11 protein-coding genes and 1 pseudogene are annotated in these 13,282 nt (G+C 71.8%); 7 read left to right on the top strand and 5 right to left on the bottom strand.

Annotation, left to right across the window (positions count from 1 at the left end; all coding sequences use genetic code 11):
• Nucleotides 1–63 precede the first annotated feature (63 nt).
• From ABT057_RS04175 to ABT057_RS04155, 5 genes and pseudogenes are all read left to right on the top strand, one after another.
• Nucleotides 64–1,548: a hypothetical protein gene (locus tag ABT057_RS04175; protein ID WP_352340868.1), complete on the top strand. Its 1,485-nt coding sequence runs from the start codon at nucleotides 64–66 to the stop codon at nucleotides 1,546–1,548.
• The gene (locus ABT057_RS04170) at nucleotides 1,545–3,125 is read left to right on the top strand and encodes a hypothetical protein (RefSeq protein ID WP_352340867.1); all 1,581 of its coding nucleotides are present in this window, start codon (nucleotides 1,545–1,547) and stop codon (nucleotides 3,123–3,125) included. The genes ABT057_RS04175 and ABT057_RS04170 overlap by 4 nt, the downstream gene beginning before the upstream one ends.
• Complete coding sequence (locus ABT057_RS04165) at nucleotides 3,122–4,666, top strand: lipopolysaccharide biosynthesis protein (RefSeq protein WP_352340866.1); 1,545 nt, start codon at nucleotides 3,122–3,124, stop codon at nucleotides 4,664–4,666. The genes ABT057_RS04170 and ABT057_RS04165 overlap by 4 nt, the downstream gene beginning before the upstream one ends.
• An 82-nt stretch (nucleotides 4,667–4,748) precedes the next feature.
• Nucleotides 4,749–6,350 carry a fibronectin type III domain-containing protein gene (locus ABT057_RS04160; protein WP_352340865.1) on the top strand — a complete coding sequence of 534 codons (1,602 nt, stop codon included), beginning with the start codon at nucleotides 4,749–4,751 and terminating at the stop codon, nucleotides 6,348–6,350.
• A pseudogene (locus tag ABT057_RS04155) lies at nucleotides 6,347–6,757 on the top strand (FAD synthase family protein); the annotation flags it as partial. The gene ABT057_RS04160 and the pseudogene ABT057_RS04155, both read left to right, overlap by 4 nt.
• A gap of 27 nt (nucleotides 6,758–6,784) precedes the next feature.
• Here ABT057_RS04155 and ABT057_RS04150 read toward each other — a convergent pair.
• Nucleotides 6,785–7,486, bottom strand: coding sequence for a CDP-alcohol phosphatidyltransferase family protein (locus ABT057_RS04150; protein WP_352340864.1), 702 nt, complete (start codon nucleotides 7,484–7,486; stop codon nucleotides 6,785–6,787).
• 97 nt (nucleotides 7,487–7,583) lie between these two features.
• Here ABT057_RS04150 and ABT057_RS04145 point away from each other — a divergent pair, with 97 nt between their 5' ends.
• Nucleotides 7,584–9,113, top strand: coding sequence for a glycosyl hydrolase family 28-related protein (locus tag ABT057_RS04145; RefSeq protein ID WP_352340863.1), 1,530 nt, complete (start codon nucleotides 7,584–7,586; stop codon nucleotides 9,111–9,113).
• 50 nt (nucleotides 9,114–9,163) lie between these two features.
• Here ABT057_RS04145 and ABT057_RS04140 read toward each other — a convergent pair whose 3' ends face one another.
• On the bottom strand, nucleotides 9,164–9,829 hold the full coding sequence (locus tag ABT057_RS04140) for a DUF4097 family beta strand repeat-containing protein (protein ID WP_352340862.1): 666 nt from the start codon (nucleotides 9,827–9,829) through the stop codon (nucleotides 9,164–9,166).
• A gap of 239 nt (nucleotides 9,830–10,068) precedes the next feature.
• Between ABT057_RS04140 and ABT057_RS04135 the strand changes: the two genes are divergently transcribed.
• Nucleotides 10,069–10,806, top strand: a complete 738-nt coding sequence (locus ABT057_RS04135; RefSeq protein ID WP_352340861.1) for a helix-turn-helix domain-containing protein — start codon at nucleotides 10,069–10,071, stop codon at nucleotides 10,804–10,806.
• A 15-nt stretch (nucleotides 10,807–10,821) separates the two neighbouring features.
• Here ABT057_RS04135 and ABT057_RS04130 read toward each other — a convergent pair whose 3' ends face one another.
• The 3 genes from ABT057_RS04130 to egtD all read right to left on the bottom strand — a co-directional run bounded on the left by ABT057_RS04130 (nucleotide 10,822) and on the right by egtD (nucleotide 13,215).
• A complete protein-coding gene (locus ABT057_RS04130) occupies nucleotides 10,822–11,271 on the bottom strand; it encodes a hypothetical protein (RefSeq protein WP_502973772.1) in 450 nt (149 codons plus the stop codon).
• Nucleotides 11,272–11,508: 237 nt separating this feature from the next.
• A complete protein-coding gene (locus tag ABT057_RS04125; protein ID WP_352340859.1) occupies nucleotides 11,509–12,060 on the bottom strand; it encodes a DUF1707 SHOCT-like domain-containing protein in 552 nt (183 codons plus the stop codon).
• 156 nt (nucleotides 12,061–12,216) lie between these two features.
• The gene (gene egtD / locus ABT057_RS04120) at nucleotides 12,217–13,215 is read right to left on the bottom strand and encodes an L-histidine N(alpha)-methyltransferase (RefSeq protein WP_352340858.1); all 999 of its coding nucleotides are present in this window, start codon (nucleotides 13,213–13,215) and stop codon (nucleotides 12,217–12,219) included.
• Nucleotides 13,216–13,282: the final 67 nt, after the last annotated feature.

The raw sequence follows: 13,282 nt of genomic DNA, 5'->3' as shown, positions 1-13,282 counted from the left end.
CTAAGCGCTATATATCTTTCAGTGATGTTTCAGCCTAAATATTCGTTCGACGGAGAGGCCGGGATGCAGGACGCTCGCGTCCGCAGTGTGGCTGCGGTCTCCCTCTGGGCCGTGGTGCTGACCGTCCTGCTGCCGGGGCTGATCCTCCAGTCGCACGGTGTGCACGTGTCGGCCGCACTCGCCCTGCAATGCGTCGTCGTGGCGCACAGCGGCGGCGCGCTCGCCCGGGTGCTCACGGCGGCCCGGGTGCGGTTCGTCGCCCTCGGTTTCTGGGTGTTCGCCTATATCTGGCTGGGCCTGGCCGCGCTGGCGATGCTCGCCGTCGACACCTACCCCTGGCCCTACCGGACCGACGAGTTCACCGCCCTCGGGGCCGTGGCCGTCGTCGAACTCGGGCTGCTCGCCTACAGCGCCGGGACGGCCCTCGCCGACCGCCGGGAACGTGCCCGTCCCGCGACCGCCCCGCCGGGGCTCCTGGAGCGCGTGCTCTCCCGCCGGCTCGCCCCCTGGCGCCTGGTGGTGCTCTGCGCCTTCGCCCTCGGCCTCGCGGTATTGCTGATCGCCGGCCAACCCGGCCGCCTGGGCGCCTACTTCACCAGCCGTCAGGCCATCACCGAGGCCGGCGGCGACGACGCCTCCCTGCGCTCCCTGCTCAGCTGGTCGCTGTCCGTGCCCGCGTTCTGGGCGCTGCTCGGTCTGCTGCGGGTCCCCCGGCTGCCCGGCGGCGACCGCTGGCTGCGCGGGGTGCGCTGGATCCTGCTGCCGGTGCTGGCCGCGCTCAACGTGATCGTCAACAACCCGATCAGCAAACCGCGGTTCTGGGCCGGCATGGTCCTGCTGACCCTGCTGTTCTCCGTACCCCGGCTGTGCCGCCCCCGCGCCTTCCGGGTGACGGCCGCCGGGCTCCTCGCCGCGCTGCTGTTCGTCTTCCCCTACAGCGACTACTTCCGCTACAGCGACCGGGAGGACGTCGCCGTCGTCTCCCTCGCCGACCAGTTCACCTCCAACGGCGACTACGACGCCTTCCAGCAGGTGCAGACCGGCGTCGACTACGCGCACGACAACGGGTTCTCCCCGCAGAGCGCGCTCGGCCCGCCGCTGTTCATGGTGCCGCGCTCGATCTGGCCGGAGAAGCCCTCGGACACCGGCATCGCCCTGGCCGAGTACGCCGGATACGACTTCCACAACCTCTCCGCGCCTCTGTGGATCGAGAGTTACCTGTGGGCCGGGCCCCTCGCGGTGGTCCTCGTGTTCTGTCTGCTCGGCCTCTTCGGACGGCGGGTGGACGACGTCCGCCACCGGCTGCGCGACCGGGCGGGCGCTCTCGCCGTCCTTCTCGTCCCGGCCTTCGCCTTCTACCAGATGGTCTTCCTGCGCGGCAGCCTGCTCGCCATCGCGGGCCCGCTGACCCTGCTGGTGGTCGTCCCGCTGCTCATCAGCACCCCCGTCGCCCGGGCATCCCGCATCCCCTCGTCGGCGGTGCCGAGCGCACCCACCCGACACGCATCGATCCCCGGAACAATCCCCGGAACAGGAGGGCACCCGTGACCGGCCCCATCCATCTCGACGACCGGTACGACGAGCCGGACCAACTTCGCGACCAACTGCGCCGCATCCTGCGCCACCGCGCCCTGATCGCGCTGGGCCTCATCCTGGGACTGCTCGGGGGGCTGGCCCTGGCCGAGTACCGCGCGCACACCTACACCGCCACCGGTGAGGTGCTGGTGCGCTCCTCCGCGGACCCGTTCGGCACGGCCGGTGTCTCCGCCGACAACCAGGTCAGCATGACCACCGAACAGCAGATCGCCACCAGCGAGGAGGTCGCCCGGCGCGCGGCCGACGCCCTGGGCGTCCCCGACAGCCAGGCCGGCGGTCTGGCCGCCCGGCTGCGGGTCACCAACCCGATGAAGTCCCGCGTGCTCCGCTTCGAGTTCACCGCCGGTTCGCCCCAGCGCGCCGCCCGCGGCGCCAACGCCTTCGCCGCGGCCTACCTCGCCGACCGCAAGGGCCGCAACGACGCCGCGGTCAAGCGCGCCACCGGCGCCCTGGACCAGCAGATCCAGGTGCTCAACAAGCAGCTCGCCCAGGACGAGCTGGAGCGTCCTGACACCAAGACCGCCGCACAGAGCCAGCTCTACAACCTGCAGAAGCGCGTCCTGGACATCAAGTCCCGTGACACCGACGCCGGTGACGTCGTCCGCAAGGCGACCGCCCCCCACCTGCCGGCCGGTCCCGGGCTGCGCACCCTGCTCGCCCTCGGCCTGGTCTGCGGTCTGCTCCTCGGCCTCGTGCTGGCCTGGCTGCGCTCCGCGCTGGACACCCGGGTCCGTACGGTCGGCGAGGTACGGGCCGCGCTGCGCGCCCCGGTGCTCGGCTTCCTGCCCGAGAGCCCCGAGGACAAGGACGACGAGCTGCTGAAGGTCGGCCGCACCGGCGGCGCCCGCACCGAGGCCTTCCGGGCCCTGGCCTTCCGGCTGCGCAACACGCAGAACCCGGCCGGTGCCGGCCACGTCCTCGTCGTCGCCCCGCGCGACGCCGAGGCCGCCGAGGAGGTCGCCGCCAACCTGGCCGCCGCGCTCGCCGAGTACGGCGGCGAAGTGCTGCTGGTCGACGCCGACCCCGACACCTCCGACCTCACCCACCGGCTGCCGCTGATGTCGTACGAGTCGCCCACGCTGGAGGAGGCGTTCCTGCCCAACGGGAGCATCCTCGTGGACGCCGACGTCGCCGGGCGGTTCGCCTTCCGCGCAGGCGCGGGCCACGGCCTGCACGCCCGGATGTCCGCCCCCGCCGAGATCGGCCGCGCGCTGCCGAACGCCGACTCGTCGACCGTCGTCGTCACCGGGCCGTTCCTCGGGCACGCCGACGCCCTCGCCGTCGCCCAGCGCGTCGACGGCGTCCTCCTGGTCGCCGGTCTCGGGTCCACCCGGCAGGACGAGCTCAGGCAGGTGCAGGAACTGATCGACTGCGCCGGCGGACGACTCCTCGGTGCCGTGCTGGACGCCGCGCGCCCGCGCCGCCGCCTGTGGCTGCGCCGCCGTCCGAAGCACCGCCCGGCCCCGCACACCACGGCCTTGATGGGGCTTCCCGCACAGGACGGCACCCTCACGGCCTCCCGCCGATGACCGCTGCCGAAGCGGCCGCTCCCACCCGCGCCCCGGCCGCCGCCCCCAGCGGGGTGGCGGCGGTCGCGCGGGGCGGATGGTGGGGGATGGCGGGGTCCGCCGCGAACGCCGTCTTCTCCTTCCTCCTGGTCGGCCTGGTCACCCGCGCCGTCGGAGCGGACGGCGCCGGTGCGATCTTCACCGGCGTCGCCCTGTTCACCATCCTCGGCAACACCTGCAAGCTCGGCGGCGACGCCGGGCTGATCCGTTTCGTCCCCCGCGACCTCGCGCTCCACGGCGGCCGTTCGGCGGGCGTACTGCTGCGCATGGCCGTCCTCCCGGCGGCCGCGGCCTCCGTGGTGGCCGCCGCGCCCCTGCTGCTCTCGCCCGCCGCGGCCACCGCCCTCCTGCCCGGGCTGCCCCCGGCGGACGCCGTCGCGCTGGTCCGGCTCTTCGGGCTCTTCCTGCCCGTCGCCACCGTCGGCATGGTCCTGCTCGGCGCCACCCGGGCCTACGGCACCGTGCTGCCGTTCGTCGGCGTGGAGCAGATCGGCAAGCCGGTGCTGCGCCTGCTGATCGCCCTCCCCGTCGTCTGGTTCCTGCCCGGACTGCTCGCCCTCGCCTCGGCCTGGCTGCTGCCCACGCTGGCCGGCTCCGTCGCCGCCTGGTTCGCGCTGCGCCGGTGCCGCGCCGCGCGCCGGCCCACCCCGAACGCCGCGCCCGGCGGGGCCGTCTCCTGGCGGACGTTCTGGGGTTTCGCCGCGCCCCGCGCGGTCTCCTCCGTGTTCGACATCAGCGCCGTGTGGATCGGTGTCATCCTGCTGTCCGCGCTCGCCACCGCCCAGGAGGCGGGCGTCTACACCGCGATCGGCCGGGTCGTCACCGCGGGCACCCTCCTCCAGCTCGCCGTCCGGCTCGCCGTCGCCCCCGAGATCAGCCGGCTGCTCGCCCTGCGCGAGGACACCGAGGCGCATGTGCTGCACCGCGTGTCGACGTGCTGGATCGTGCTGTTCTCCTGGCCGCTGTTCGTGCTCGTCGCGGTCTTCCCGAAGACCTTCCTGGCCCCGTTCGGGCCGGAGTTCGTCCAGGGCGCGCCCGCCCTGGTCGTGCTGTGTGCCGCCTCGATGGTCAACGTCGCCGTCGGCAACGCCCAGACCGTGCTGCTCATGGCAGGCAAGAGCTCCTGGCATCTCGCCCTCACCGCCGTCTCGTTCACCGTGCAGCTGACCGTCGGCGCCCTCGCCGTGCCCGCCTGGGGTGTGCTCGGTGCCGCCGCGAGCTGGGGCGCGGCCATCGTCGTGGAGAACCTCGCGGCGGCTCTGCTCATCCGGCTGCGCCTCGGCTTCAGGACCGTGGACCACGGTTACCTGACCGCCTTCGGTATCGGAACGCTCGTCACCGTGGTCCTGGCAGCCGCCCGCACGCGCGATGGTGACACCCCGTCAGGACTCGCCGTGGCGATGGCCTTGGGAATGTGTGTATTTGCTATTAGTTTGTGGCGATATCGGACGTCGCTGAGGGTGAGCGAGCTGGTCGGAGTGCTGCGCCGCCGCGCCGCATGAGGCCGGCCCGGCCGCAGCCTCCTGGCCCTCGGCCGTCGTCCCGGCCTCCGTACCACTCACACCACTGCCATCCGGGGTTCCCTTGTACCTGAGAAAGCTCCGTACGAAGCCGGTCACCAGGGTCGCCGTCACCGCCCTCGTGTGCACCACCGTCCTGCTCGACGCCACCTCGGCCGTGGCCGCCGACGGCGACCCCAAGACGCTCGCCGCCGACACGCTGCCCACCTGGCAGGCCGACGGCATCGTCTGGTCGCTGGCCGCCGCGAACGGCGTCGTCTACGTCGGAGGGTCCTTCGACTCGGTCCGCCCGCCCGGCGCCGCGCCCGGCCAGCGCCAGACCAGGCGCCGCAACTTCGCCGCGTTCGACGCCGTCACCGGCAAACTCCTGCCCTGCGCCCCGTCCTTCACCGGGCACAACCACACGGTGCGCGCCATGAAGGCCTCGCCCGACGGGCGGGTGCTGTACATCGGCGGCTCCTTCGACGGCACGGGAACCGCCAAGACGGCCAACGTGGTCGCCCTCAACACTTCCGACTGCTCGGTGCGGGCGGACTTCAAGCCCGCCGTCTCCTCCACCGTCCGCGCCATCGAGACGACGGGCAAGGCGGTCTACCTCGGCGGCGACTTCACCCGTGTCTCCGGCCGGCCCAGGAACCATGTCGCCGCCGTCTCGGCCAAGGGCGCCGTGCTGCCGTTCGAGGCGGACATCGACCAGCCGGTGCGCGCCCTGTCCGCCGCGACCTCGCACGGACGGCTCTTCGTCGGCGGCGACTTCGAGTCGGTCAACGGCCGGGCCGCCCGCTCCCTGGTCACCCTCGACCCCACCACCGGCGCGACGGTCCTCGCCTACCCGGGCTGGTTCCCTTCCCAGTCGTCGGTGAAGACGATCGCCCAGGACGGCACCCGCTTCTTCGTGGGAGCCGAGGGGCACGGGCCCGGCATCTACGACGGCCGGATCGCGGGCCGGCTGGCCAACGGCACCATGGTCTGGAACGACACCTGCCGCGGCGCCACCCAGTCCGTCGTTCCCTTCAAGGGCGTCCTGTACAGCGCGTCCCACGCGCACGACTGCAACGAGACGCCCGGCGGGTTCCCCGATCGCGGGGACCGCCAGCACTTCCTCGCCCAGTCCGTCGCGGACCGCAGGATCCTGCACTGGTTCCCCGACACCAACGGCGGCCTCGGCGAGTCGGTCGGCCCGCGGACCCTGGTGGTCGCCAACGGTGTGCTGTGGGCGGGCGGCGAGTTCACCGAGGTCAACGAGAAGCCCCAGCAGGCCCTCACGCGCTTCGGCGACAAGGACACCGGGGCGCCCGAGGTGCCCTCCCTCTCCCTGGCGTCCTCCGAGCCCGGCAAGGTCACCCTCTCCTGGCGCGCCTCCTGGGACCGCGACGACGCGACCCTGACCTACAAGATCTACCGGGACGGCAAGCTCGTGGGGCGCAAGAGCGAGTCCTCCGCCTTCTGGGAGCGTCCCAAGGTGACGTACACCGACTCGGTCGCCTCCGGTACGCGGCACAGCTACGCCCTCGTGGTGACGGACGGCTCGAACACGTCGTCCAAGTCCCGCTCCCTGACCGTGAACGTGCCGCCGAACAAGGCCGCGGAGCGCCCGGCGGCCGTGACCCCGTCCGGGAACGCGGGCGGACAGCGGCAGACGCGTGGGGCCGGTGGCGCGAGGTGACCCGCATCGGATTCGCGCCCGGCGTCTACGACCTGTTCCACATCGGGCACCTCAACATCCTGCGTGAGGCCCGCAGGCACTGCGACCGGCTCGTCGCGGGCGTCTCCTCCGACGACCTCACCCACCGCCTCAAGGGCAAGACCCCGGTCGTACCGCTGACCGAGCGGCTCGACATCGTCCGCAGTGTGCGGTACGTCGACGACGCGGTCGTGGAGACGGAGGTGGACAAGCTGAGGACGTGGAAGCGGGTCGGCTTCCACGTCATCTTCAAGGGCGACGACTGGCGGGGGACGCCCAAGTGGGAGGAGTACGAGCGGCGGTTCGGGGAGGTCGGCGTCGAAGTCGTCTACTTCCCCTACACCATGCACACCTCCAGCACCCTGCTGCGCGGCGCCCTGCAACTGCTGTCCGCGCACGAGCCGCCGGAGATCCCCTCAGCGCAGCTCGCGGAACCACTTCACCAGAAACGCCGCCATGAACAGGACGTGTGCCAGGAGCAGGGTGCAGTACACCGCAAGGAAGACGTGCTGGCTGCCCAGGAGTAGGAAGCTGACACAGGTCAGGCCGTAGTCGACCGGCAGCAGCAGCACGGCCCGCAGGGCCTTGGGCGACCCGGGCGGAATCCCGTCCGGGGTCCGCCGCCGGAGCTTCTCCGTCAGGATCCCGGCGAAGAAGATCACCACGGCGGCGAGCTGGAAGACCATCGGCGCCAGCAGCCAGGCCGGGCTGGGCAGCGTGAAGAAACGGTAGAACGACACCAGCACGACCAGGTGGAGGGTGAGGATCTTGCCGCAGTCCAGGACATGGTCGAGCCACTCGCCCGACGGACTGCCCGAGCGCTGCCCCCTGGCCAGCTGACCGTCCGCCGAGTCCAGCACGAACCCCACGGCCAGGGACGTGCCGACGCAGACCGCCATCGTCGGCCCGGGCGGCACCAGAGCCACGGCGGCCAGGGCCGGAAACGTGAACAGGGCGCCGAGGACGGTCAGCTGATTCGGCGTCGCCCCGATCTGGTAGGCCAGCGCGGCCAGCACCCGGCCGGCCGGGCGGTTGACGAACCGGGTGTAGAGCGAGACCCCCTTCGCGGGCTTCTGGGCCGCCGACAGATGGCGCAGCACCTCGGCAAACTCGGCCACTTCTCTCCTTCGGTCACAAACCTGCTTCTGATGAAAACAGTCTTTTGGTAAGAAAACGGTTGGAAAGAAGGCAATTATGTCAGAACGGGGAGGCGGGATGTCCCGTGTCAGCCGCCGACAGCTACTGCGTGGCGGAGTGACCATGCTGGGCGCGACGGTCCTCACCGCCCACACCGCGTCCGCCGTGTCGGGCCCCGGCCGGCGCAAGCCGTCCGGGGACCTGCTGTCCCGCGTGATCAACGTCGGCGACCTGGGCGCGGTGGGCGACGGACGCACCGACGACAGCGCGGCCTTCGAGTACGCCTACGCGCTCGCCGCCACCCGGGTCTCCCGCGGCGTGGGGCGCACGGTGATCGAGATCCCGCCCGGCGAGTTCCTCATCACCCGTCCCCGCGCCCTGCTGGACGGTGCCGCCCCGCTGCGCCCGGCCAACGGACTGCGCTTCTCCGGTGCCGGCAAGCGCATGACCACCCTCGTCTTCCGCCCGCCCACCGGTCCGGGCTCCTATCTCTGCCGCAACGACGACATCTGGGCCAACCTCTCCTTCGAACGCATCCAGTTCCGCTCGGCCACCCCGGGCGCCTCCTTCATGAGCTCGTACTCCACCGGGCAGGCGCAGGACTACCGGTTCTCGGAGTGCGAGTGGATGGGGGAGTGGGAGTACGGCGTCGCCCTGGACGGCACGGACACCAACTCGGAGATGCGCTGGGAGGCGTGCCGGGTCGGCGGCGCCTACCGCAGGGCGTTCCTCTACTCGGGTGTCACCGGCCGCGGGCAGGACCCCAACGACCAGGACCAGTTCCTCAACTACTGGTTCACCGACATGAAGGTCGAGTACGACTGGGGGAACTTCCTGGAGTTCCCCTACGGCGGCTCCATCACCTGCCGGGGCGGCTCCTACATCGTCACCGGCACCCGGCCGCAGAGCCCGGAGTACGGCACCACCAGCACGTTCTTCCGCTTCCCCGTCGCCCAGCACCACGACTCGGTACAGCGGTTCCACGCCCAGGACATCCGGTTCGAGGTGCGCAACCCCGATGTGCGGATCATCGACTGTGTGTGGAAGAGCGGCACCGTCCACTTCAGCGACTGCGACGACACCGCGAACGCCTACAAGGCCTTCTCACCCGAGGTCCGGTCCCACCAGTACGTCGTGGGACCGCGCGGGCCGCTGGTGCGGTACGACTCCTGCCAGTTGGCGGGCCGCCACGAGTACCGGACGGACGGCGGGCGCGACTCCCTGCCGACCGTGGCCCGCTACGACATGTGTCTTCTGCGCAACCACCCGGAGGACACGTTCGCCGTCACCGACGGGGGCGGCCGGCCCGGCTTCGTCAGCTTCGTCGACTGCGTGGACGGCGCCGGCCCGGCGGAGCCGCCGGTGCAGAGCGGGCCCGAGGCACCGGACCCCGCCAAGGGCGGCCCGGACACCCCGAGCGCCCCGGGGCAGCCGCCGGCCGCCCCGCAGCCGCCCACCGCCCCCGGGCCGGCCGGCCCCGGTACCGCCGCCGCCCCACAGCCGGCCCCGCCGGCTCCACCGGCCAAGCCGGTCCAGCCGGTCCAGCCGGTCCAGCCGGCGCAACCGGTCCAGCCGGCCCCCGTACGGCCGGGAGCGCCCGCCGGGTAGTCCTGCCCGTCGGGCGCGGCGGCGGCATGACCGGTCCTCGTTCCGCTCCTTCAGAGGCTGCGGGCGGTGATGTCGCCGCGGGAGGTGGTGGCGCGGATGTCGAGTTCGGCGGTGCCGTCGTTCTTCAGGGCGTTGCTGACACGGCCGTGATCGGTACCGGCGTCCAGGGCGGCCGAGACGCCGGCGGCCGCGGCCACCGAGATGTCACCGGACTGGGTGCGGAGCACGAGCGTGCCGCGCGCGGCCTCGGCGATCCTGATGTCGCCCCTCGCGGTGCTGATCTCCGCGGGGCCGCCCAGCCTGCCGACCTCGACGTCGCCGTCGGTCGCGGTGAGGCGGACGCTCGCGGCCTCGTCGATCTTGATCTGTCGGTACGCGCCGTCGAAGACGACGTCGCCGAGGCGTCCGACGCCGCGGAGCTCGGCGCTCGCGGCCTTGGCCTCGACGCGGGAGCCGGCGGGCAGCCGGACGGTGATCTCCACGGATCCGGAGGGGCCGAAGAGCCGGCTGTCGGGGGCCGCGGCCGTGATCCGCAGGACGCCGTCCGCGTAGGCGACGGTGGTCTGCTCGGCGGTCCTGGTGTCGCGGCTCTTGGAGGGGTCGGCGGGCAGGACCTCGACGGTGGTGTCGGCGCGGTCCGCGGCGATGAACTGGACGCGTCCGGCGGGGAGGTCCAGGACGGCGGAGATCGGGGCGGGGGTCTCGAACTTCTGCATCGTGCTCTCCCGTGTCTGCTCGTTGTTTCTAACACCGGAAACGCTACGTTGCTTTCCAAATCAAGGCAACATATCTGTTGCGCGAAATTGCTATCTTCGCAGCTAGAAGCGGTTAAAGTGTTGCAACGGCCGCTCGTTCAATGCAACGGGCGGAATCTCGATCATTGCAATGAACGTGAAGTGAACGCTATGCTGGATGACATCAGGGACCGCCACGGAGGATCACCGAGGAGATCGCGATGCCGGGAGGCAGGCTCACCCAGCAGGAACGTCAGCAGATCGCGCTGGGGCTGGCCGACAGCCTCCCCTACGCCGAGATCGCCCGACGTCTCGACCGTCCGACCTCGACGGTCACGCGTGAGGTGATGCGCAACGGCGGCCCCACCGCCTACCGGGCCGACCTGGCCCACCGTGCCACCGAACGCCGCGCCCACCGGCGCAGGCCCGTCTCCGCCCGGGGGGCGGAGCCGGTCCCCCAGCCGCACGGACGCGACGCCGAGGCCGTGGCCGAGTACGAGGAGACGTTCACCACCGTCCTCATGGCGTCGGGCCTGAGCAAGATGTCGGCCCGGGTGCTGACCTGCCTGTTCACCACCGACGCGGGCAGCCTCACCGCGTCCCAGCTCGCCCAGCGCCTCCAGGTCAGCCCGGCGTCCATCTCCAAGGCGATCGCCTTCCTGGAGAGCCAGAGCCTCGTCCGCCGGGAACGCGACGAACGCCGCCGCGACCGCTACGTCGTCGACGACGAACTCTTCTACCAGGCGACGATCGCCAGCGCGCGGGCCAACGACCAGCTCGTCGAAACCGCACGCCGGGGCGTCGCCGTACTCGGCCCCCACACCCCCGCCGCCGCCCGCCTGGAGAACATCGCCCGCTTCCTCGACTTCATCAGCGAAAGCATCACCCGTGCCGCCGAACAGGCCCGCGAAGTCCTCCACACCAAACGCGGGACCACCTCCGACGACACCACGGAGTGATGCTCTCCGGCCCGGTCAGGAAAGCCCGGACGCCCTCAGGACGGCTCGTGCGGTCTCGTCGTCGATCCGGTGGCCGAGCTGCTCCAGGACGTCCGCGCCCTGGCGGAGCGTGCCGCGTTCGACGGAGCGGTGGACACCGGTGTCGAGTTCGTGCCAGATCAGGGGGTTGGCGGCGAGGACGCGGGGGTCGAGTTCGAGGCGCCCGCCGTGGGCGTCGCGCAGGACCAGGTGCGAGGAGACGCCGCCGAACTGCCGTACGGCCACCAGCGCGTCCGTACGCACGGTGTGCCGGCGCCAAGGGGTGCCCACCGCCAGCCAGCCGGGGCCCGCGGTGACCCGGTGCGGCAGCAGGACGGCGAAGAGGGTGGCGGACAGGGTCAGCCACAGCAGCGATCGCAGGAGCGTCAGGCTGCCCGCGTCCCAGTCCACGAGCAGGAAGAGGGCGCACAACACCACGGCGCAGATCGCCGCCAGCCGGGCGCTGCCACGCCAGTGACGGTCGTCGGCTGCAGGGGCCCAGGGGCCCAGGGGTCCATCGGAGGCATGTCCCCGACGCTAGGCGGCCGGGCGGGGCCGGGACACCGTCGCTGACGGGGTCCTGACGCCGTACGGGCGGATCCATACGGAATCCTGACGCGGGCACCGTCCGGCGCGGCCTCGCGTCACGGACGTGGGGGAGCGGCGCGGGCGAGGGCCGAGGAATCAGCGCCGCGCGTGACGGATCTTCAGCCGTCCGTACCCCATGGCCCCGGAGATCCGGATCGTCGGCCCGTCCGGGCGGGAGCTCCGCCTTGGCTTGTACCGCGTGTCCTTCCACCCGGTGTGCAGCTCGTCGTACTCGACGAGCGCGTCGCGAGGCACCGTGATCCTCGCCCTGCCGGTGCCGAGTTGCAGCTCGATGTCGACCACCGGATGCTCGATGACCGCCCGCGAGAGGTCCAGGTGCACCCTGCCGAAGGCGGACGTGACCTTGAGGATCCGAGGCACCCGCCATGCGCCGCCGCGCGTGATCCGTCCGCCGGCGGCGGCGATCGTGGAGGTGGTGTCCCCGTTCTCCGCCGGGAGCGCCGGGAGCGAGGCGAGAACCGACCCGAGTTCGCTGTCCGTCCCGGCGGTGAGCGCCCGATGAAGGCGTTCGTCCAGCTCCTCGTGCGAGATGTGGCCTGCGGCGTACGCCTCCTGCAGGCGGCGCACGGCCGCGTCGCGGTCGTCCTCGCGGAGCGGTGACGGCGGGTTATCCGGCAGGGAAGTCACGCTTTCACCCTACTGCCGAGCCAGCGGCGCACGGACGGCACGCGGCCCCCGCGCCCGACAGGACGAGGGGGCCGCATCCCATGCCGTGTTGGCGGCAGCGGGCGGTCAGGTGCGTGTTGCGAAAGTCCCGCCTGCCTGCTCTTCGGGCAGACGACGCTACTTTCGCAACACGCCCTGGCGAGGAGTGGCGAGGACGACGCAGAAACCTGCCCCGGAGTCCTCCCAGACCTGATCCGCGTGCAGGCCCGCCGCGTTCAGTTCCGTCCGCAGCCCATCCGTGGTGAACTTCGCGCTGCGCTCCGTGATCCACTCCTCGCCGCGGTCGAAGTGCACGGTGAGGTCGAGCTCCCGGATCTTGACCTGCTGATCCGCGCGGCTGCGCAGCCTCATCTCGATGTGCTGCTCGGCCTCGGACCAGACCGCCCGGTGCTCGAAGGCGTCGGGGTCGAAGTCGGCGCGCAGTTCGCGGTTGAGGACGTGCAGGAGGTTCTTGTCGAAGGCGGCGGTGACGCCGTCGCCGTCGTCGTAGGCGAGGATCATCTCCTCGGTGTCCTTGACCAGGTCGGCGCCGAGCAGCAGGAAGTCCTGCGGGCGCATGACGTCCCGGAGTTCACGCAGGAAGGGGACCCGGGCCGGCCGGCGGAAGTTCCCCAGCGTGCTGCCGATGAAGGCGATCAGGCGTGGGCTGTCGGCGGGCAGTTCCGGCAGCACGAAGGGAGCCGTGAAGTCGGCACGGAGGGCGTGCAGGACGAGACGCGGATAGTCCTGTACGAGCTGGGCACTGGCCTGGTGCAGAGCGTCCTCGCTGACGTCGACCGGGACGTAGTGCAGGCCGTTCGGCCCCAGCGCCTCCAGGATCAGCTTCGTCTTGGTGCTGCTGCCCGAACCGAGTTCCACGAGGCTGCGGGCCCCCGTACGCGCGGCGATGTCGTGCGCGTGAAGCGTGAACAAGCCGAGCTCCGCCCGCCACAGGGGGTACTCCTCGAGCTGGGTGATCTCCTCGAAGAGTTCGCTGCCCCGGGCGTCGTAGAACCACGTGGGTGCCGTGGACTTGGGGATGCTGGTCAGCCCGCCGCGGATGTCGGCGCGCAGTGCCTTGGCGTAGTGCCCGGCGTCCAGGGTGTTGGTGTAGCCGTAGGTGCGGGTGCCGGTCACAAGTGCCTCGCTCGGGTCGACGGCGGACTGGGGCGGTTTCCCTTCGGCGGGAGCGTCCGGGTGCTCT

Origin of the sequence: Streptomyces sp. NPDC002588, from assembly GCF_040295925.1 — a bacterium.
Taxonomy (GTDB): Bacteria; Actinomycetota; Actinomycetes; order Streptomycetales; family Streptomycetaceae; genus Streptomyces.
Note: the sequence above shows the minus strand (reverse complement) of the source record. Positions and strands in the feature narration are given on the sequence as shown.